The following is a 20655-nucleotide window of genomic DNA, read 5'->3' on the forward strand; positions in this document are numbered from 1 at the left end:
TCATGCACCGCGTCGAACACGTCATGGGCTTCCCGGTCTCGCTGCGGGTCGACGACGAGGGTTTCGCCGAACGGGGCGCCGAGGCCGCCGACGCGGTCTTCGCCTGGCTGAACGAGGTCGACGCCCGCTTCAGCCCGTTCAAGGAGGACAGCGAGGTCTCCCGGCTGGGCCGGGGCGAACTGTCTCCCGCCGACCTCGGCGCGGACCTGCGGGAGGTCCTCGACCTCTGCGAGCACTACCGTCTGGCCACCGGCGGCGCCTTCGACGCCCGGCTGCCCGGCCGCGGCCTCGACCCCTGCGCGGTCGTCAAGGGCTGGTCGGTGCAGCGGGCGGCCGAGCTGCTCACGGCCGCCGGGGCGAGGCGCTTCTGCCTGAACGCCGGCGGTGACGTGGTCGCCGCCGGCGGGCCCTGGCGGGTCGGCGTACGGCACCCCGAGCACGCCGACAAGCTGTGCACCGTCCTGGAACTCACCGACGCCGCGGTCGCCACCTCGGCGCGCTACGAACGCGGCGACCACATCATCGACGGCCGCACCGGCCGCCCCGCGACCGGCCTGCTCAGCCTCACCGTCGTGGCGGCGACCCTGACGGAGGCCGACGCGGTCGCCACGGCCGCCTTCGCGATGGGCGCCGAGGGCGTCGACTGGGCCGCCTCCCTGGACGGCTGCGAGGTCTTCGCCGTCGACGCCGACCGCCAGGTCCTGCGCACCCCGGGCTTCCCCACCGCCCGGGCGGGGACGGCGGTGGCGTGAGCACCGGCGCGGAGGTGCTGTTCGCGGCCCTGTGGTCCCTGGGGTGGGCGGCGACGGTGCTCGCCTGGCTGCCGTGGCGGGGCCGCCGGGCACCCCGGCGGCACGCCCTGCGCGGGCCTTCCTGACTAACCTGGCCCGGTGACCATCGAGTTGACGTTGTTGACGTCGGTCTCCCACCGGGGGCGGGAGATCACCGCGCCGCGGATCAGGGGGCTGCTCGCGCTGCTCGCCGGGGAGCTGCGGAGCGGCCGGGCGGCCGGCCGCCTGGTGGAGGGGCTGTGGCCCGAGGAGCGGCCGGAGAACCCGACGAAGGCGTTGCAGATCCTGGTGTCGCGGGCCCGCAGGCATCTCGGCGCCGAGGTCATCGAGAGCACCCCCACCGGCTACCGGCTCACCCTGCGCGAGGACCAGGTCGACACCGGCGCCCTGCTGCTGCACGCCGCCGAGAGCGCGGTCAAGGCGCGGGCCGGGGACCACGCGGGCGCCCTCGCCGAGGCCGAGGAGGGGCTCGCCCTGTGGGACGGCGCCGGGACCGACGAGGACGCCGGTCCCGGTGATCCCCTGGCCGCCCTGCGCGCCGAACGGGCCGCCACCCACCAGGCACTCGTACGCCACCGCGCGTTGGCCCTCGCCCGCACCGGCCGCCGCGCCGAGGCCGCCGGCCCCCTCGCCGCCCTGGCCGACGCACACCCGCGTGACGAGGAACTGCTCCTGGAACTGATGCGCTGCCGGACGGCCACCACGGGCGCCCCCGCCGCCCTCGCCGCCTACGACCGTTACCGGCGCCGCCTGCGCGACGAACTCGGCACCGACCCCGGCCCCGCCCTCCAGGAACTGCACCAGGAACTGCTGCGCGGCGAGGCCCCGGCCGTCCGGCGCGGCGTCCCGCACGAACCGAACCCCCTGCTCGGCCGCACCGCAGACATCGCCGCCGTCACCCGGCTGCTGCACAGCTCCCGGGTCACCTCGATCGTCGGCCCCGGCGGCCTCGGCAAGACCCGTCTCGCCGGTGCCGTGGCCCGGGACGCCGAGCAGCGGATCGTGCACCTGGTGCCGCTCGCCGGAGTCCGCCGGGACGACGAGGTCGCAGCCTCGGTCGCCTCGGCGCTGGGCGTCGGCGAGGGGCCCCGGCACGGCGCCGGGGGCGGTGACGTGATCACCGGCATCCTGGGCACCCTCGGCGCCGGGCCCGCGCTGCTCGTCCTCGACAACTGCGAGCAGGTCGTCCAGGGCGTCGCCGACCTCGTCCAGGCGCTCGTCTCCCGCACGGGGGACCTGCGCGTCCTCACCACCAGCCGCGCCCCCCTCGGCCTGTCCTCCGAGGCCGTCCACGCCCTGCCCGAACTGGACCTGGCCACCAGCGTCGAACTGTTCGAGCAGCGTGCCCGCGCCGCCCGGCCCGACGTCGACCTGCCCGCCGACACCGTGGCCGGCCTGTGCCGCCACCTCGACGGTCTGCCGCTCGCCACCGAACTCGCCGCCGCCCGTGTGCGGGTGATGTCGGTCGCGGAGATCTCCCGCCGCCTGGGGGACCGCTTCGCGCTCCTGCGCGGCGGCCCCCGGGACGCGCCGCAACGGCACCGGACCCTGCACGCCGTCGTCGACTGGAGCTGGAACCTCCTGGCCGAGGAAGGGAGGTCCGCCCTGCGCGCCCTGTCCGTCCTCCCGGCCGGTTTCACCGCCGAGGCGGCGGACCGGCTCGTCGGCGGACCCGACACCTTGGAGGTCCTGGAGGAGCTGGTCGACCACTCCCTGCTCAAGGTGACCGACACCCCGTACGGCACCCGCTTCCGGATGCTGGAGACGGTACGGGAGTTCGCGGCCGCCCACCGGGAGCGGGCCGGGGAGGACGCGGCGGTCACCGGGCGGTTCCTCACCTGGGCCAGGGACTTCGGCGCCGCCCACCACGACGCGGCCTTCGGCGCCGACGCCTTCGCCTCCTGGCACCTGGTCCGCGCCGAGCAGGACAACCTCCTCCAGGCCCTGCGGCTCGCGCTCGCCCGCGCGGACCAGGACACCACCGCCGCGGTCACCGCCGTACTGGCCGGACTGTGGAGCACCGAGGCCGGCGCCCACTACGCCCGGCTGGCGGCGCTGGCCGAGGACACCGCGGTCGTGCTCTCGCACTACCGGCCGGCCCCCGAGTACGTCGAACCCACCCGCACCGCCACCGCCCTGCTGACCGCCAACGCCCTCGTCGGCATCGGCCCCGGCGCCGCGCGCCCCCTCGTGGCGCTGCGCCGCCTGCCGCCCGCCCCGCCGGACACCCTGCTCCGGGCCCTGGCCACCGTGCTGAGCGCCCTGCCGGAGGCCCTCGCGCCCGGCGGCCGCGGTGTCCTCGACGCGCTGTGCGCCAGCGATGTCCCGCTCGTCGCCTGCCTCGCCAACGGCGTCGCCAGCTATGTGTGGGAGTACGACCAGCGGCCGGACCTCGCCCTCGCCGCCGCCCGCCGGATGCTCGACACCGCCGACGACCGCAACGGCCCGCTGCTGCGGATCTGGCCGGGCGCCCGGTTCGCCGAACTCTGCCTCCAACTGGAGCGCGGCGCGGAGGCCATCGCCCCGATGCGGGACGCGCTCACGGCCCTGGAGGAGTCGGGCGAGTGGACCGACTCGATCGGACTGCGCTGGGGTGTCATGCTCGCCCACCTCCAGGCCGGCGACCTCGACGCGGCGGAACACTGGCTGGAGCAGGCGCTGCGGCACCAGCCCGAGGGCGCCGCGCCCGACCCGCTCACCCCCGACCTGGGCGCCCGTGCGGAGATGGCACTCGCGCGCGGCGACGTGGAGACGGGCCTCGGACTGTGGCGCCGGGCCCTGGACCGCATGGAACACCCCTCGGGCACGACCCCCGGCGGTGAGGAGCTGGTGGCCACCTGGCTGCCGGAACTCCAGGCGGCCGCCGTGATCGCGCACGCCCGGCACGGCCGTACGGACGTCGTCGACCGCCACCTCGCCACCTTCCCGGCCCGCCTCGCCACCCTGCTGGACCGCTCCTCGGCCGTCCCGCCGACGGAGTTCCCGCTGTGCGGCGCGCTGCTGCTCGCGCTCGGTACGGCCGATCTGGCGAAGGGGGACCCGGGCGGCGTACGGCTGATCGCGCTCGCCGAGCGGTTTCGCTGCCTGCGGACCTTCCAGCCGACGATGTCCACGGCCCGCGCCCGCCGGTCCGCCGAGCACGCCGACCGGGCCGCCTACGAGGACGCGGTGTCCACGTACGCCGCCCTGGACGTGGCGGGGATGCGTGCGGCGGCGCTCGATCTGGTGCGGGGGCGGGTCACAGCCTGACCGGCAGGCGCAGCAGATGGAAGCCGTCGCCGGGCCAGTGCCCGAACGGCACGTCGGCCCGGTCCACGGCCAACTCCGGTGCCGCGGAGCGTCGTACGACAAGCTCCTCCAAGACCACACCGGTCACCAGGCGGCCGAGCGCGGCGCCGATGCAGTAGTGCGGGCCGTGCCCGAAGGCCAGATGGCCGTCGCCGCGCCCGAACTCCCTTGTCACGTCGAGGCGTTCGGGGACGTCGTAGGCGGCCGGATCGTGGTCGGCGGCGAACAGCGCCACCGTCACGGCCTCGCCCCGCCGCAGCCGGGTACCGGCGAACACGAAGTCCTCGGTGGCGTACAGCGTGGCGCCGACGCGCACCAGCGTGACGTACCGCAGGAGTTCGGGGACCGCGCGGGACAGCAGCTCCGGGTCGGCTCGCAGCCGCTCCAGCTGGTCGGGGTGGTCGAGCAGGGCGAGGACGGCGTGGGCGAGGAAAAGGGCGGGCGGGGTGATGCCGGTGTCGATGAGCAGGAAGAACACGCCGACGATCTCGTCGTCGGTCAGGCCGCCGTCCGCGAGGAGCGCCGACACCAGGTCGTCCGTCGGCTCGACACGGCGCCGGGCCACCAGGTCCTTGGTGTACTCCACGATCCCGCCGAGCCCTTCCAGGGCCCGGCCGCCGTCGCCGTACGCGAAGTCCCGGATCCACCCGCACACCCGGTCCCGGTCCGCCGCGTCCACGCCGACGAGCGCGCAGATGACGGCCGTGCTCAGCGGATACGCGAACTCGCCCAGCAGATCGGCCCGTCCGCGCTCGGCGAGCGGCTCGATCAACTGCTGTGCCGTCCGCTCCACGAAGGGGCGCAGCGCGGCCACCCGGCGGGCGGTGAAGGCGCGGGTGAGCGGGCCGCGCCGACGGGCGTGCTCGTCACCGTCGAACAGGGCCAGATGGCCGGAGAGATACGTGGCGTACTCGGGCGGGAGGCCCTCGATGCCCTGCGCGAGCAACTCGGCCTGCGGGTCGGGCAGTTCGCAGTCGGCGATGGCCGAGCGGTCCCGGACCAGGCGCGGTTCGCCCAGCGCGGCCCGCACGTCGTCGTGCCGGGTGACCAGGCGTACGGGCGTGGCGAGGCCGGGCAGGACGACGTGGCCGAGGCCGGGACGGGAGCGGAGTTCGGCATAGGCGCCGACGGGATGCTCGACGAGTTCGGGAGTGAGGTGCACGGCGGCCATGGCGAGTGTCCTTCTGCGGTAGGGGTGTGCGGAGCCCGTGTCAGCGGGTGTCACGGTCGAACAGGCGCAGCGACCACACGAAGCCGAGGACCGCGATCCCCACGCACCACGCCACGGCCATCCAGGCGTTGTGGCCGATGCCCGGGCCGGTCAGCAGTCCGCGCACGGTCTCGACGACCGTGGTGAACGGCTGGTACTCGGCGAACCAGCGGATCCAGGACGGCATCGAGTCGACGGGGACGAAGGTGCTGCTGACGAAGGGCAGCAGGAACGAGATCGGCAGGGGAGCGTTGCTGGCGCCCTCGGGCGTCTTGCTGATCAGCCCCAGGGCGACCGAGAGCCAGGTCAGCGCGAGGACGAAGAGCACGAGCAGTCCGCAGGCCGCCAGCCACTCCACCGGGCTCGCGTCGGGACGGAAGCCGATGGCGAACGCGACCGCGACCAGCAGGACCAGGGTGATCATCGTCTGGATGACGCTGCCGACCACATGGCCGACCAGGATCGACGCCCGGGAGATCGCCATCGTGCGGAATCGGGCCACGATGCCCTCGGTCATGTCCGTGCACACGGCGACCGCCGTCGGCACGGCCCCCACGCCCGCGGTCATCAGCAGCATGCCGGGGACCAGGTAGGAGAGGTAGGCGGTGCGGTCGCCCTGGCCGGTCCCCGAGCCGAGCGCGGAACCGAAGACGAACACGAACAGCAGCAACAGGAAGACGGGGATCAGCGCGACCTGGAGCGTCATCGAGGGGTAGCGGCGGGCGTGCAGCAGGTTGCGCCGCAGCATGGTGAGCGAGTCGCGCAGGTGCGGGACGGCGGGCGGGGCGGCGGTGGGCGGGACGGCGGTGGTCAACGGCTGCGCACCTTCTCGTGCTCGGGGCGGCCGGTGACCGCGAAGAAGACGTCGTCGAGGTCGGGGGTGTGGACGGTGAGGGAGTCCACGTCGACCGCATGGCTGTCCAGGACGTCCAGCAGGGCGCGCAGGGTGGGGACACTGCCGTCGCCCGGGACCTGGAGGGTGAGCGCCTCGTCGTCGCGCAGCCCTACGTCCAGCAGGGCGGCGGCGCGGGCCAGTTCGGCCGGGTCCAGGAACCGCAGCCGGACATGACCGCCGGGCACCAGCCGCTTGAGTTCGTCCGCGGTGCCCTCGGCGACGATCCGGCCGCCGTTCAGCACCGCGATGCGGTCGGCGAGTTGATCGGCCTCCTCCAGGTACTGGGTGGTGAGGAAGACCGTGACCCCGTCGGCGACCAGCTCGCGGATGATCTGCCACATGTTGTGGCGGGCGCGCGGGTCGAGACCGGTGGTCGGCTCGTCCAGGAAGATCACCTCGGGGGAGCCCACGAGCGTCATCGCGATGTCGAGGCGTCGGCGCATACCGCCCGAGTAGGTGGAGGCGGGCTTCCGCGCGGCCTCCGTCAGGTCGAAACGCTCCAGGAGCGCGGCGGCGACCCGCCTGCCCTCACGGCGGTCCAGATGGTGCAGGTCCGCCATGAGGAGCATGTTCTCCTCGCCCGTGATCAGGTTGTCGACGGCGGAGAACTGGCCGGTGACCCCGATCGCGGCGCGTACGGACTGCGGTGCGGCGGCCAGGTCGTGCCCGGCCACCCGGGCGGTGCCGCCGTCGGCCCGGATGAGAGTGGAGAGGATCTGGACGGTGGTGGTCTTGCCGGCCCCGTTCGGACCGAGCAGCGAGAAGATCGTCCCGCGCGGGACGCGGAGGCCGATGCCGTCCAGGACGACCTTCTCGCCGTACGCCTTGCTCAGGCCGGTGGCCTCGATGGCCGGATGCGTCGGGTTCATGCGGTGGAGCCTGCGGCAGACCGGCTTCCGCGCGGTTTCACCGCGGTATCAGCGCCCCCTCAGCCGACATCGGACGCGTCCAGGCGGCACAGGCCGCTGTAGCCGGAGACGGCGGTGCCGTTCTTCTCGACCCAGGTGGAGATCTCCGTTTCAGGTACGTGATCATCGCGGACGAGACCTGGGTTCCGCCGCCCGTACCTCCGCTGGTCTGCCCGCCGGACCCGGAGGAGGAGCCGCTGCCGGACGGGGGCTGCCCCGTGGCCTGCCCGCCGGAGCCGGTCTGCCCCGTCCCGCCCGGCGCGCCGCTCGGGCGCTGACCGCCGCCCATACCGCCGCCGGTGTTCGGCCCGGCCGTCGGATTCGTGCCGTTGGGCGTGGAGCCCGCCGCCGCGACCGAGTAGGCGGCCGGCCCGGCCGGCGGCAGTGACGATGGGTGCTGTGCCTGGGGGATCCCTGAGCCGCGCCTGCGGGACGCTGAGAATCAGCGGACTCACAGGCTGTCCACAGCACGTCCGGGGGATCGGCGCAGGGGTGCCGACCCGGTGAACGGGGCCTCGGCCGTCAAAACGCCCGCAACATGAGCCGTCTAGACTCTTCGCGCAGCGGCCCGGACAGATGTGGTCCAGAATGGTCGGATATGGCCAATCCCGAAGGGTATTCGGCGTTTTGATACGGATAGATGCAGTCACCAAGCGGTACCCGGACGGCACGGTGGCGGTCGACCGGCTTTCGTTGGAGATACCCGACCGCTCGATCACCGTCCTCGTCGGCCCCTCGGGCTGCGGAAAGACGACGACACTGCGGATGATCAACCGGATGGTCGAGCCGAGCGAGGGCACCATCCTGCTCGACGGCAAGGACATCCAGCAGCAGCCCGTGAACACGCTGCGCCGGTCCATGGGGTACGTCATCCAGAACGCCGGGCTCTTCCAGCACCGCACGATCGTCGACAACATCGCGACCGTGCCCCGCATGCTCGGCTGGGGCAAGGACAAGGCCCGGGCCCGGGCCCGGGAGCTCATGGAGCGGGTGGGCCTCGACGCCGCGCTCGCCAAGCGGTACCCCTATCAGCTCTCCGGCGGCCAGCAGCAGCGCGTCGGAGTCGCGCGGGCGCTCGCCGCCGACCCGCCGGTGCTGCTCATGGACGAGCCGTTCTCGGCCGTCGACCCCGTCGTCCGCAAGGGACTTCAGGACGAACTCCTGCGGATCCAGGACGAGTTGGGCAAGACCATCGTCTTCGTCACCCATGACATCGACGAGGCCGTCAAGCTGGGCACGATGGTCGCCGTGATGCGCACCGGCGGACACCTCGCCCAGTTCGCCCCGCCCGCCGAACTGCTGTCCCACCCCGCGGACGAGTTCGTCGAGGACTTCCTCGGCGCGGACCGCGGCATCCGGCGCCTGTCCTTCTTCTCCTCGGCGGGACTGGACCTGCTCACCGCGCCGATCGTCGCCGTCGACGCCACCGCCGAGCAGATCACCGCCCGCGACACGGGCGACGCCCCCTACCTCCTCGTCACCGACCAGGGCGGCAGGCCGCTCGGCTGGGGCGAGCCGCGGGAGCTGGCCGCCGACGGCGTCCGGCCCGCGGACCTCCTGCCGTACGGCCGCCCGTTCGTGGCCGGGACCGACTCGCTGCGGGCCGCGCTCGACTGCGCCGTCCTCTCGCCGACCGGCTGGGCCGTCGCCGTGGACACCGAGGGGCGGGCGACCGGAGTCGTCTCCCAGCAGGCCATCGGGGAGGCGATCCGCGGCGCCCACGCCGAGGGGCGCGAGAACGCCAGGACCGTCCCGGCCGGGGGCGGCACGGACCCCGAGGTCACCAAGGTCACCGGATGAACGGCTTCTTCGACATCCCCAGCGACCTCCAGCACAGCTGGATCGGCCTCGTCGGACTGCACCTGAGGGAAGCCCTGCTGCCGGTCCTCGCCGGACTGGTCCTCGCGCTGCCGCTCGCCCAGCTCTGCGTGCGGTTCCGCTGGCTGTACCCGCCGGTGCTGTGGGTGACGACCGTGCTGTACGCGATCCCCTCGCTGGCCTTCTTCGTCGTCCTCATCGACTACACCGGCCAGAGCGAACTCACCGTGATGATCCCGCTGGGCGTCTACAGCCTGGTGGTGCTGGTCCCGGCGATCGTCGACGGGGTGCGGTCCGTGCCGCAGGAGACGCTGGCTGCGGCCGAGGCCATGGGCTTCGGACCCGTCCGCCGGTACGTCCAGGTGCAGTTGCCGATCGCCGTGCCCGCCATCATCGCCGGCCTGCGCATCGCCGTCGTCTCCAGCATCAGCCTCGTCAGCGTCGGCGCCCTGATCGGCAACCAGGGCGCGCTGGGCAACCTGCTCACCGACGCGCTCTTCTACCACCGGACCGAACTCGCCGTGAACTCGGTCCTCACCACGGCCGTCCTCGCGATCCTCATCGACGGACTGCTGGTGGGTCTGCGGATCCTGCTCACGCCCTGGATGCCGAGCGGGGCCCGCCCGAAACCGAAGGCCGACCGTCCCGACCCGGCCGCCGTCGCCCTGGAGGACGTGTCCCGGTGAACGTGCTCAACTTCATCAACGCCTTCTTCAGCGACAGCGCCCACTGGAAGGGCTACGACGGCATCCCCACCCGGCTGTGGGAGCACATCTGGTACTCCCTCCTGGCCCTCGCGATCGCGGCCGGGATCGGCCTCCCCATCGGCCTGGTGACCGGACACACCGGCCGCGGCGGCAACGCGCTCGCGATGATCGCCACCGCCGCCCGGGCCCTGCCCAGCTTCGGCCTGCTCGTACTGATGTTCATCGGCCTCGGCCTCGGTCTGCTGCCGGTGATGATCCCGCTGGTGATCCTCGCCGTCCCGCCGATCCTCGTCACCACCTACGAGGCGGTCCGCTCGGTCGACCCCTCCCCGGTGGACGCGGCCCGCGGCATGGGCATGCACGAGTCCCGCGTCCTGCTCCAGGTGGAACTCCCGGTCGCCCTCCCGCTGATCCTCAGCGGCCTGCGCTCGGCGGCCATCCAGATCGTCTCGACGGCCACCATCGCCGCGTACGTCTCCCTCGGCGGCCTCGGCCGCTACATCGTCGACGGCCTCTACCAGCGCAACTACGAGAAGGTCGTCGGCGGCGCCACCCTCGTCGCCGTCATGGCCCTCGCCACCCTCGGCCTGTTCTGGATCGCGAACCGGGTCGCGGTCTCACCGGGGGTGCGCAGGAGCAACTAGGGACCTGGGGTCGCTTCACGCCTGCGTGCGCGCCAGGGCCTGTTCCAGGACGACGAGCAGGGCGTCGCGGACCGAGCCGCGCTCGCGGGCGTCGAACACCAGCAGGGGGACCCGGTCGTTGACGTCGAGGGCCCAGCGGACCTCGTCCAGGGAGTGCTCCACCTTGCCGTCGAAGGCGTTGACGGCGACGGCGAACGGGATCCGGCGGTGCTCGAAGTAGTCGACGGCCGCGTAGCAGTCGTCGAGGCGGCGGGTGTCCACGATGACGAGTCCGCCGACCGCCCCCTCCACGATGTCGTCCCACATGAACCCGAACCGCTCCTGGCCGGGCGTGCCGAACAGGTACAGCTTCAGGGTCGGGTCGATGGTGATGCAGCCGAAGTCCATCGCGACGGTGGTCGTGGTCTTGCGCGGGGTGTGGCTGAGGTCGTCCACACCCGCCGCGACCTCCGTGATGGCCGCCTCGGTGGTCAGCGGCTCGATCTCGGAGATCGAGCCGACGGCGGTGGTCTTGCCCACCCCGAAGCCGCCCGCGACCACCATCTTGACCGGCAGCGGCGGTCGTACGGCGGCGGCCTGCGGGCCCCCGGGCCGGGTGGCCGGTTCAGTCGGTGTCACGGAGTACCCCTCGGGAGTCGGGGATCGCGCGCAGACCCTCGATGAGTCTGCGCAGAACGGATGCGTCGTGGGTCGCGCCGGTGTCGGGCACGTGCACCGTCAACTGCCCCGCCGCGCGCAGGTCCTCGGCGAGGATCCGCACCACGTTCAGGTGCAGCCGCAGCCGGGCCGCGATCTCCGCGATGGACTGCGGCCGACGGCAGGCGGCGACGATGTCGTGCTGTTCGAACGCGAGACCGTCGAGCTCGGCGAGACCCTCGGCGGTGGCCACCACCTGGGTCTCGACGGGCATCGTCCGGTCGCTGGCGCTGGGTGCCACCCGGCCGGCGGTGACCAGGAACGGCCGTACGGCCGGTGCGGGGCCGACCGGGTCGGGGCCCGGGTCGCCCGCACCGGGGGGAGTGCGGCCGTCCGCCATCGCTTGTTCGTCCTCCTCGGCCGGGCGGTGCCCGCTCAGCGCTTCTTCGGGGCGCCGACGTTGTTCTTCAGCTCCAGCACCAGCTGGGGGCTGAGCGCGCTGCCCGCGCGGTTGGCGAACAGCGTCATCTCGTAGGCGATGTTGCCGAGCTTGGCCTCCTTGTCGGTGACCACGCCGAGTACGGCGCCGCTGCCGATCGCGGAGACCAGGACGTGGCCGCCCTCCAGGTCGATGATGACCTTGTTGAGGCCGCCGAGCCCGTAGTTGCCGGAGGCTCCGGCCGCCAGGCTGGTGATGCCCGAGACGATCGCGGCGAGGCGCTCGGAGTCGGCGGGCTCACGCAGCTCGGACACGGCGATGAGGAGGCCGTCGGAGGAGACGGCGATGGCGTCCACGACACCCGCCGTCTCGGTCGCGAAGCGATTCAACAGCCATGTGAAGTCGGCCGCGGCGGCCTGCAGTTCGGCCGGCGTGGTGCCTCCCGTCGGAGTGTCACCTGTCGTCGACGTGCTCACTGCTCCGCTCCTTCCGGGGAGTGGTTGTGCTGGTGCGGGGGGTTGGATGCGGTCTGGGGGTCACGGGAAGTGGCCGGGTGGCCGGTCGCGGCTTCGTCGGCGCGGAACGTGGGTCGTCGGTGGTTGCCGGTCTCGGTGTCGCGGTGGGCGCGTTCCACCGCCGCCTCGAACTCGTCGAGCGAGGTCCGGACGGCCTCCGCGTCGAGGAGACTCGGCGCCGCCCGGCGTACGGCGGGCTGGTCGGGGTCGGCGCCGAAGGTGGTCCGCAGGGTGGCTCCGCGGACGCGGCGGCGCAGGGTCCGGGTCCCGTCACCGTCACCGTCACCGGAGTCCGGCGCGGTCACGGTCCCGCCGTCGCGTGCCTGGGGGACGGCGGGGGCGTCGGCCGTGTCCGTCGTGTCGGCGTCGCGCTGGGGCACCCTGCGCGGCAGCGGCGGAGCGGGCCCGTCGTCGGCCGGAGTCGTGTCGGCCGGAGCGGCTGCCGCCTCGACGGCTCGGCCGGAAACCGGACCGGCTCCCGCCCCTGACAGCGCGCCGTCGGACGTACGCACCGCCGGACCCCGCGTCGAACCGCCGGAGGCGACCGCCACCGGGCTCATCGTCAGCAGGAGGGACGAGGGGATGGCCACCTCGGCGGTGAGGCCGCCTCCGGGAGTGCGGGAGAGGGTCACGCCGACCTCCCAGCGGCGGGCGAGGGTGCCGACGACGAAGAGGCCGAGGACCTTGGTGGGCACGACGTCGAGCCGTTCGCGGCGGATGAGGCGGGCGTTCTCCTCGGCGAGGCGCTCGGCGCTCATGCCGAGACCGTGGTCGGCGACCACGACCGTCGCACCGCCGTCACCCGTCCTGACCATCACCTCGACGGGGCTGCCCGCGGGGGAGAACTGCACGGCGTTCTCGACGAGTTCGGCCACCATCAGCGTGAGGTCGCCGATGATGTCGGGCTGCACCATGACGTCGGTCCAGGCGCGCAGCTGCACCCGCTGGAACCCCTCGATCTGGCCGAGGGCGGCCCGTACGACGTTGGTGAGCTCGGTGGGACCGGAGTCGAGGACCGTCTCGCGGATGCCGGCGAGCAGCATCAGGCTGTCGGCGTTGCGGCGCAGCCGGACCGCGATGTGGTCGATGGAGTAGAGCCGCTCCAGCAGCGCGGGATCGGTCTCGCCGCGCTCCACCGCGTCGATCAGCGCGAGCTGCCGCGTGGTGAGGTTGCTGACCCGGCGGCCGACGTTGCCGAACATCTCGGCGACGTTGCGGCGGCTGTGCACCTGCCGTTCCAGCAGCGCGGACGCGGTGGTCTGGACGTGGTTGAAGGCCGCGGCGAGATCCCCGATCTCGTCCTTCGCGGTGACCGGCACCTCGTGCAGCCGGGGCGGCGCGTCGTCCTCGGCGTCGTCGTCGGCCACCCGGGCCAGCTCGCGCCCGGCGACCTCGGCGACCTGCCGGGCCGCCCCGGTGAGGGCGTGCACCGGCTGGACCACCGAACGGCGTACCAGCACGGCGAAGGCGATCCACACGGCGAAGCCGAGCAGGGCGAGTCCCAGCAGCAGCGTGGCACGCCAGGCGGCGTCGCTGGAGGCGTCGTCCGCGCGGTCGGCGATCTGGTCGATGAGCGAGGCGGTGATCTTCAGCCGGTTGTCGGACTGGGCCCGGTAGTCGGGGTAGGAGTCGAGGGCCGCGGTGAAGGCCCGGCGGATCTCCTGGGGGGTGTCGGCCTGGAGGTTGCTGGGGTCGATCTGGAGCTCGGCGTAGTCCCGGTCGATGGTCGCCTGGGCCGTGTTGTGCTCGATGCCCCCCAGCTCGCTGACCTGCTCCTCGGACGCGAACCGGGCGAAGCGGTCGGCCTGGTGGGTGTACTCGTTCTCGGAGCCGACCGCGCCGATGAACTCGATGAGGGCGTTGCTGTCCCCGGTCCGCGCGGAGAAGACGGCCGTCTCGAAGGCGCTGTGGGCGGCGTCGGCGCGCAGCAGCGAGTCCAGCAGGTTGCCGGTGAAGGTACCGGCGAGGGAGGCGTTGTGGTCCAGGCCGAGGCCGTCGATCAGGCCCTGGGAGGCGTTGGTGTAGGCCGGGTCGATGTTGTCGGCGGGCAGATAGGCCTTCTCGACGGTCTCGCGCAGACTGCTGAGGCCGTTGATCTCCTTGAGCGCCTGCGCCTCGGTGGCCGGGAGCCGGTCGCCGAAGGTCTCGCGCACCTTCTCGACCTGGGCGTCCACGGCGGCCTGGGCCGTGCGGTAGTCCTTGGTGGAGGGTCGCCAGCCGGGGCCGGTGGACTCGTAGCGCACGGACAGCAGGACGGCCTGCTGGTGCTCGGTCTCCACCCGGTCCACCAGCTCAGCGACCTGTGCGCTGTCCCGGACCAGCCGGGCCGCGCCGGCCGCGTCCCGGGCCTGGTCGACCTGGTCGACGATGAGGTAGGTGAGCAGTGCGGCGACCACGGCGAGCGGCACGCCGACCAGGATGTTGAGCTTGCGGCGGAAGGGCCATCGGTCGGCGAAACCCCGGATGCCGGTCCGGACCGACCGTGGTGCCGGCCGGGCGGGTGCGCCCACCTCTGTCGTGGACACCGGGCCTCCTTCAGGGGAGTCGCACGGCGCGCGAGCAACTCGCGTGACCGTTTCTGATCGATACGGGACGGCGGCCCCCGCACCCCGCTGTGACCGGCGCCAACGTCCGCGAGACTACAGCCTTTTCGGACAAGCGCTTACGGCGCCCTGCGTCAAGAATCGATTACGACGCGCCCACCTTCGGCGGGTTCGGTGGAGGGCCGGTTTACCCGGCCTTCACAATGGGTCGGACGTCGAAGCCAATTGGTAATCAGGCCTCTCTTGACTGACCGAGAACCGGCTGGATTGGATCAGTACAAGAGCTTCCGCGCACCACTTCAAGTCCGGAACGGAAATCGTGACTTCTACCGCCGTACACAGCAGGTCCTTCAGGAACCATCCCGTCGTGGCCGCCGTCGCGCTCGCCGCGGCCGCGGCCCTGCTGGCGGGTTGTGGTTCCTCCGACGACACCTCCGACCCCCTCGCCGGGGAGAAGGCCGAGGGCGGCACCGTCGTCGTCGGCGGCAACAACTTCCCCGAGTCCACCCTGCTCGCCGACATCTACGGCGAGGCTCTGAAGGCCAAGGGCGTCAAGGTCGAGTACAAGCTCAACATCGGCAGCCGCGAGACCACCTACGGCCTGCTGAAGAACGGCTCCGTGACGGTCCTGCCGGAGTACAACGGCTCGCTGCTGTCCTACCTGGACCCGAAGGCCGAGCAGGCGTCGGTGGCGGCGGTCAACGCCGCCGCGAAGGCCAAGCTGGACTCGAAGCTGACGCTGCTGGAGTCGGCGCCGGCCGAGGACAAGGACTCCGTGAGCATCAACGCGGAGACCGCCAAGAAGTACAAGCTGACCGCCGAGTCCACGCTCGACGATCTCAAGGACATCGCCCCGGAGATGGTCATCGGCGGTTCGCCGGAGTTCCAGACCCGGCACCAGGGCCTGCTGGGCCTGAAGTCCGAGTACGGCCTGGAGTTCAAGTCGTTCAAGGCCCTCGACGCGGGCGGCCCGCTGACCCAGGCGGCGCTGGCGAAGAACACCGTGCAGGCCGCGGACATCTTCACCACGGACCCGACCATCGTCAGGGAGAACTTCGTCGTCCTGAAGGACCCGAAGAACCTCTTCGGCTTCGCGAACGTGACCCCGCTCGTCTACAAGTCCGGCCTCTCCAAGGACGGCGTCGCCGCCCTCAACGCGGTCTCGGCCAAGCTGGACACCAAGACGCTGCTGGAGATGGACCTCCAGGTCCAGCTGGAGAACAAGGACCCGCTCGACGTCGCCAAGGCCTGGCTGAAGACGAACGGCCTGGACTGACGCGGGACCGCTGACGTACCGGCGCGGGTGCCTTCCCCCACGGGAGCACCCGCGCCGTGCGTGTGGCCTCAGTAACCGACCCGGAAGGTCGCGTCCTGCCGTTCCGTGGCCGTGGATACGGGGTCGATCCGCAGGACGTAGTTGGTGTGCCGCAGGTACCGGGTCGGGTTGTTGTACGACCGGAACGAGGACCAGGCGGAGTCGGCAAGCCCGGCCGTGCGGTAGAAGGTCGCGTCCCCGGCGAACGCAGGCGTCCCGTCGTTCTCGTCGAGCCGGACGGCGTAGCTGTAGTGCCGCAGATAGCGGGTCGGGTGGCTCACCGACTGGAAGGAGACGCCCGCGCCGTCCGCGAGGCCCGGGACCAGCTTCCACAGGGAGTCGGTGTACGGGTCGAAGGCGTACGGGTCGATCCGGCCGACGTAGTCCGCGTGCCGGACGTAACGCGCCGGGAAGTTGTAGGACTTGAGCCGGTTCCAGGTGGGAGTGCCCCACTTGGTCAGCAGGTTGGTGTACTCGGTCGTGGTGATCGGGTGGATCGTGAGGTGCTTGGAGTTCAGCGGCTGGGTGTAGGTCTTCTGGTCCAGGGCCGTCCAGGTGCCGGCGGCCAGGTCGTTGGACTGCCAGGCGTAGAAGACGCCGTTGGGGCTCCAGGTGTCTCCCCACAGGTACCAGGTGCTGCCGGACGTCAGGGACTTCACCAGCGTCGGCGCCTCGGTGCCGCCGTGTGACACCGGGGTGCTGAAGGGTGTGAAGCTGCCGGGGTTCAGCGAGGTGGAGCGGGCGCCGACCAGGGTCGAGTTCCGCTTGTAGTAGAGGTAGTTGACGCCGTTCACGCCGATCGCCAGGTCCCCGTCGATGACGTCGTAGCCGGGGTCGAAGAAGACCTGAGGGGCGCTCGCGGTCACGAAGTCGCCGGTGTAGTTGACCATGATGACGTTGTGGCCGCTGCTGTTCACGGAGGAGTAGATCACCCCGTACTGGCCGCGGCTCGCGTCCCAGTAGGCCTCCGGCGCCCAGCTGTGGGTGACCATGTCGTGCAGCTTCAGCCGCCGGTAGCCGGTGAAGGACCGCAGGTCGGTGGAGTCCCAGACATGGATGTACTGGCTGTTGTAGGTCCAGTCGGTGCCCTTCAGGTCGGTGGCCAGCACCACGAACGTGCCGTTCTGCTTGCGCAGGATGAAGGGGTCGCGCAGCCCGCCGGCCCCGGCGGTCGGGGTGACGACGGGGTTGTTCTGGTTGAGGGGGGTCCAGTTCAGCCCGTCGGTGCTGACGGCCAGGTGCAGGCCGTAGTTCGCGGCCAGCATGTCCGGGGACTCGGTGAAGTACCCCATGACGTACGCCGAGTCGGCGGCGTGGGCGGTCCCGGCGCCCAGGGTCAGAGCACCGGTGGCGGCCAGCGGCACGGTGGCCGTCATGCCGAGGAACTGTCTGCGGGAGGGGCGGGGCATGGGCTCTCCAGGGGGCGCGGGCCTGTCGGCCGAGAGGTCGAGATATCGAACAGAGTTCGATGAATCGACCAGAAGGTAGAGGTGCGTCGCGTACGCGTCAATGCTCCCGTCACGCTTCACAGATTTCCGTGAGTTCCGCCCGCGCCCGCGCCGCCGCACCCACCGCCACCGCGTCCCCGCCGAGCCCGGCGGGCAGCACCCGCACCGGGTGCCCGCTGACCGGCGGTTCGGCGGCCAGAGCCCGCTCCACCGACGGCCCGAGAAGCGCCCAGGACCGGCTGACGCCGCCGCCGATCACGACCGTGGTGACGTCCAGCAGTCCCGCCGTGACCAGAATGGCCCGGGCCACGGCCGCTCCCGCGTCCTCGTACACGGCGCGCGCCTGCGGATCACCGGCCGCCGCCGCGTCGGCCACCTCCCGTGCGCTCAGGTCCCGCCCGGTGCGCTCCCCGTACCGGGCGGCGATCGCCCGTCCGGAGGCCAGGGTCTCCAGATGGCCCCGGCCGCCGCAGGTGCACGGCAGCCCGCCGAAGCCCGGGATGTGCCCGATCTCGCCCGCCGCCCCGTGCGGACCGTCGTACAGCGTGCCGTCCAGCCACAGCGCCCCGCCGACCCCGGTGCCGAGCGTCATCGCGAGCACCTGCCGCTCGCCCGCGACCGCACCGGCCGCCGCCTCGCCGCGCAGGAACGCGTTGACGTCGTTGTCCAGGAAGGCCGGCACCCCGAGCGCCGCCTCGACGGCCGCCGTCACCCCGAACCCGGCCCAGTCGCGGAAGGAGTCGCTGGCCACCAGGATCCGCCCGGTCCGCGCGTCCACCACCCCCGCCGCCCCGACCCCGACACCCAGCAGCCGCGCGTCCCCGCGGCCCAGCAGCTGTCCTACGGCGTCCAGCGCGGCCCCGACCATCGCCGTCCCGCCCGCGGCCGCCGGGGTAGGCACCTCCAGGCGGTCGACGACGGTCAGGTCCGGCGCGCACAGGGCGACCCGGGTCTTGGTGCCGCCGATGTCGACGCCCGCGACCACGCACGTCACGTGGTGGCCTCCGTCCGCCGTGCCGCACGCCGACGCCGTTGCGCCACCGGATCCGGCACCGGTACGGCGGCGATCAGCCGCCGCGTGTACTCCGTCTCAGGCCGCAGCAGGGTGGACATGACCGGCCCCTGTTCCTCGACCCGGCCCGCCCGCAGGACGACGACCCGCCGGGCGAACTCCTGCACCACGGCCAGATCGTGCGACACGAACAGGCAGGCGAACCCCAGTTCGCGCTGCAACTCGGCGATCACCTCCAGGACCGTCCGCTGCACGCTCACGTCGAGCGCGCTGGTCGGCTCGTCCGCGACCAGCAGCCGAGGCCGCAGCACCAGCGCCCGCGCCAGACTCACCCGCTGCCGCTGACCGCCCGACAGCTCACGCGGCCCCCGCCCAGCCAACTCCCGTGGCAGCCGCACCAGTTCGAGGGCGTCACCGACGCGTTCCCGCCGCTCGGCCGCCGACATGCCCCGCCGGTGCATCCGCAGCGGCTCGGCCACGCACTCGGCCACACTCATCCGCGCGTCCAGCGAGGCCACCGGATCCTGGAGCACCACCCCCACACCGGACAGCAGGGCCCGCCGTGCCCGGCCCCGCGCCCGCCCCAGGTCGCTGCCGAACAAGGACACCGACCCGGCGGCCGGCGCGACGAGCCCCAGCGCGACCCGGGCCGCCGTGGACTTGCCCGACCCGGACTCGCCCACGAGCCCGACGGTCTCGCCCGGACGGACGTCGAGGGACACCCCGTCGAGGGCCTGTACGGCACGGGGACCGCGCCCGAACCGCACGCCGACGTCCCGGAGCCGCACCACCGGGGTGTCCGGGTCGGCCGGATCGGTGTCCGCTGTCGCCGTGGGCACGCCCTCGCCGTCGAAGCGCAGGCGCGGCACCGCCGCCAGCAGCTTGCGTGTGTAGGTGTGCGTCGGCCGCAGCAGCACCTCCTCCACCGGCCCGGTCTCCACGACCTCGCCGCGCAGCATCACCGCCACCCGGTCCGCGAAGTCGGCGACCACGCCCATGTTGTGCGTGACCAGCAGCACGCCGGTCCCCGAGTCGGCCGCCAGCCGCCGCAGCAGATCCAGGATCTCGGCCTGCACGGTGACGTCGAGCGCGGTGGTCGGCTCGTCGGCGATCAGCAGACCGGGGGAGTTGGCGATCGCCATGGCGATGACGACCCGCTGCCGCTGCCCGCCGGACAGCTGGAAGGGAAACGCCGAGGCCCGCCGCTCCGGCTCCGGAATGCCGACCCTGCGCAGGAGTTCGACCGCCTCACGGGCGGCCTCGGACCGGGAGACGTCACGGTGATTGCGTACGACCTCGGCGATCTGCGCGCCGACCCGGGTCAGCGGATCCAGCGCGGTGGCCGGTTCCTGGAACACCATCGACGCCGTACGGCCACGCAGCCGGGCCAGTGCGGCCTCCGGGGCGCCCACGACGTCCGTGCCGTCGATCCCGACGCGCCCCGAAGTCCGCGCGCTGCCCGGCAGCAGCCCCATCGCGGCGAGCGCCACCGTGGACTTGCCGGACCCGGACTCGCCGACCAGGGCGAGCGTCTCGCCGGGCCGGACGCGCAACGACACGTCCCGCACGGCCGGCACCTCGCCGGTCTCCGTCGAGAAGGTCACGCCCAAGCCGTCGATCTCCAGGATGTCGTTCATGAGCGTCCTTTCACGTCGAAGGCGTCGCGCAGTCCGTCGCCGATCGCGTTGTACGCGCACACGACGAGGATGATCGCGAGGCCCGGCGGCACGATCAGCCACCAGCGCCCGGAGTACGCGGCCGTCAGACCGGCCGACAGCATGCCGCCCCAGTCGGTCGCCGGCGGCTGGACACCCAGGCCGAGATACGACACGTACGCCACGAGCAGGATCGCGTCGGCGACCTGGAAGGTGGCCGCGACGACGATCGTCGACACCGAGTTGGGCAGGATGTGCCGCCGGATCGCCCGCCCGTGCGTACCGCCGGTCGCCCGCAGCGTCAGCACGTAGTCCCGGTTCTTCAGCGTCAGCGTCTCCGCCCGCACCAGCCGGGACGGCACCAGCCACGACACCAGACCCAGGATCACGATCAGACCGACCGTCCCCGGACTGGTGATGGCCGAGACGACCAGCAGGATGAACAGCGCCGGAATCGCGATCCCCGCGTCCACCACCCGCATCATCACCGCGTCCACCCACCCGCCCGCATACCCGGCGACCGCACCCCACACCGCCCCGATCACGGTGGCGAGCACCCCGGCCGCGAGCCCCACCAACAGCGACACCTTCCCGCCGTACATCAGCCGCCCGAGCTGGTCGTGCCCGACGGCGTCGGTACCGAGCCAATGCGCCCCGCTGGGCGGCAGGTTCACCTGGGTGAGATCGGTATGGGTCTGATCGGTGGAGTAGACGAGGGGACCGACAAAGCAGAACAGGAAGAAGAGCAACACGACCACCAGCCCGGCAACAGCGAGCCGATTGCGCGCGAAGCGCGCCCCCAGGGGCGCGGGGAACTGCGCGATCAGCCCC

18 protein-coding genes are annotated in these 20655 nt (G+C 72.6%); 7 read left to right on the forward strand and 11 right to left on the reverse strand.

Going from position 1 to position 20655, the window contains the following annotated elements:
* The first annotated feature begins 2 nt into the window (after positions 1-2).
* From SLINC_RS34530 to SLINC_RS34535, 3 genes are read left to right on the forward strand one after another with little or no spacing between them, the layout of a single operon-like run.
* The gene (locus SLINC_RS34530) at positions 3-752 is read left to right on the forward strand and encodes an FAD:protein FMN transferase (RefSeq protein ID WP_067441700.1); all 750 of its coding nucleotides are present in this window, start codon (positions 3-5) and stop codon (positions 750-752) included.
* Positions 749-877, forward strand: a complete 129-nt coding sequence (locus tag SLINC_RS50085; RefSeq protein ID WP_257785189.1) for a hypothetical protein — start codon at positions 749-751, stop codon at positions 875-877. Before SLINC_RS34530 ends, SLINC_RS50085 begins: the two co-directional genes overlap by 4 nt.
* A 13-nt stretch (positions 878-890) precedes the next feature.
* Complete coding sequence (locus tag SLINC_RS34535) at positions 891-4040, forward strand: ATP-binding protein (protein ID WP_067441703.1); 3150 nt, start codon at positions 891-893, stop codon at positions 4038-4040.
* Here SLINC_RS34535 and SLINC_RS34540 read toward each other — a convergent pair.
* The 3 genes from SLINC_RS34540 to SLINC_RS34550 all read right to left on the reverse strand — a co-directional run bounded on the left by SLINC_RS34540 (position 4030) and on the right by SLINC_RS34550 (position 7053).
* The gene (locus tag SLINC_RS34540) at positions 4030-5250 is read right to left on the reverse strand and encodes a cytochrome P450 (RefSeq protein WP_067441708.1); all 1221 of its coding nucleotides are present in this window, start codon (positions 5248-5250) and stop codon (positions 4030-4032) included. The genes SLINC_RS34535 and SLINC_RS34540 overlap by 11 nt on opposite strands.
* A gap of 40 nt (positions 5251-5290) precedes the next feature.
* Positions 5291-6037, reverse strand: a complete 747-nt coding sequence (locus SLINC_RS34545) for an ABC transporter permease (protein WP_067446014.1) — start codon at positions 6035-6037, stop codon at positions 5291-5293.
* A 62-nt stretch (positions 6038-6099) separates the two neighbouring features.
* A complete protein-coding gene (locus SLINC_RS34550; RefSeq protein WP_067441711.1) occupies positions 6100-7053 on the reverse strand; it encodes an ATP-binding cassette domain-containing protein in 954 nt (317 codons plus the stop codon).
* Positions 7054-7719: 666 nt separating this feature from the next.
* Between SLINC_RS34550 and SLINC_RS34555 the strand changes: the two genes are divergently transcribed.
* From SLINC_RS34555 to SLINC_RS34565, 3 genes are read left to right on the forward strand one after another with little or no spacing between them, the layout of a single operon-like run.
* Positions 7720-8892: an ABC transporter ATP-binding protein gene (locus SLINC_RS34555; RefSeq protein WP_067441714.1), complete on the forward strand. Its 1173-nt coding sequence runs from the start codon at positions 7720-7722 to the stop codon at positions 8890-8892.
* Complete coding sequence (locus SLINC_RS34560; protein WP_067441718.1) at positions 8889-9596, forward strand: ABC transporter permease; 708 nt, start codon at positions 8889-8891, stop codon at positions 9594-9596. Before SLINC_RS34555 ends, SLINC_RS34560 begins: the two co-directional genes overlap by 4 nt.
* Positions 9593-10261, forward strand: a complete 669-nt coding sequence (locus SLINC_RS34565) for an ABC transporter permease (protein WP_067441721.1) — start codon at positions 9593-9595, stop codon at positions 10259-10261. Before SLINC_RS34560 ends, SLINC_RS34565 begins: the two co-directional genes overlap by 4 nt.
* Before the next feature lie 15 nt (positions 10262-10276).
* Here the strand turns inward: SLINC_RS34565 and SLINC_RS34570 are convergent, their stop codons facing one another.
* The 4 genes from SLINC_RS34570 to SLINC_RS34585 are packed head-to-tail and all read right to left on the reverse strand — an operon-like array spanning position 10277 to position 14376.
* Positions 10277-10879 carry a GTP-binding protein gene (locus tag SLINC_RS34570; protein WP_067441724.1) on the reverse strand — a complete coding sequence of 201 codons (603 nt, stop codon included), beginning with the start codon at positions 10877-10879 and terminating at the stop codon, positions 10277-10279.
* On the reverse strand, positions 10866-11297 hold the full coding sequence (locus SLINC_RS34575; RefSeq protein ID WP_067441727.1) for a DUF742 domain-containing protein: 432 nt from the start codon (positions 11295-11297) through the stop codon (positions 10866-10868). Before SLINC_RS34575 ends, SLINC_RS34570 begins: the two co-directional genes overlap by 14 nt.
* Positions 11298-11332: 35 nt before the next feature.
* Positions 11333-11812 (reverse strand): roadblock/LC7 domain-containing protein, encoded by a 480-nt coding sequence (locus SLINC_RS34580; protein WP_067441730.1) that lies wholly within the window; start codon positions 11810-11812, stop codon positions 11333-11335.
* A complete protein-coding gene (locus SLINC_RS34585; protein WP_067441733.1) occupies positions 11809-14376 on the reverse strand; it encodes a sensor histidine kinase in 2568 nt (855 codons plus the stop codon). Before SLINC_RS34585 ends, SLINC_RS34580 begins: the two co-directional genes overlap by 4 nt.
* Before the next feature lie 337 nt (positions 14377-14713).
* Here SLINC_RS34585 and SLINC_RS34590 point away from each other — a divergent pair, with 337 nt between their 5' ends.
* A complete protein-coding gene (locus SLINC_RS34590; protein WP_067441736.1) occupies positions 14714-15670 on the forward strand; it encodes an ABC transporter substrate-binding protein in 957 nt (318 codons plus the stop codon).
* Positions 15671-15738: 68 nt separating this feature from the next.
* On the opposite strand, the gene SLINC_RS34595 is transcribed toward SLINC_RS34590, so the two are convergent.
* The 4 genes from SLINC_RS34595 to SLINC_RS34610 form a co-directional block, all read right to left on the reverse strand.
* On the reverse strand, positions 15739-17118 hold the full coding sequence (locus SLINC_RS34595) for a glycoside hydrolase family 43 protein (protein WP_067441739.1): 1380 nt from the start codon (positions 17116-17118) through the stop codon (positions 15739-15741).
* A 109-nt stretch (positions 17119-17227) separates the two neighbouring features.
* Positions 17228-18142, reverse strand: a complete 915-nt coding sequence (locus SLINC_RS34600; RefSeq protein ID WP_067446016.1) for an ROK family protein — start codon at positions 18140-18142, stop codon at positions 17228-17230.
* Between the two features lie 5 nt (positions 18143-18147).
* Positions 18148-19806, reverse strand: coding sequence for a dipeptide ABC transporter ATP-binding protein (locus tag SLINC_RS34605; protein WP_067441742.1), 1659 nt, complete (start codon positions 19804-19806; stop codon positions 18148-18150).
* On the reverse strand, positions 19803-20651 hold the full coding sequence (locus SLINC_RS34610) for an ABC transporter permease (RefSeq protein ID WP_067446018.1): 849 nt from the start codon (positions 20649-20651) through the stop codon (positions 19803-19805). The genes SLINC_RS34605 and SLINC_RS34610 overlap by 4 nt, the downstream gene beginning before the upstream one ends.
* Between the last annotated feature and the right edge of the window lie 4 nt (positions 20652-20655).

Origin of the sequence: Streptomyces lincolnensis, assembly GCF_001685355.1 — a bacterium.
GTDB lineage: Bacteria > Actinomycetota > Actinomycetes > Streptomycetales > Streptomycetaceae > Streptomyces > Streptomyces lincolnensis.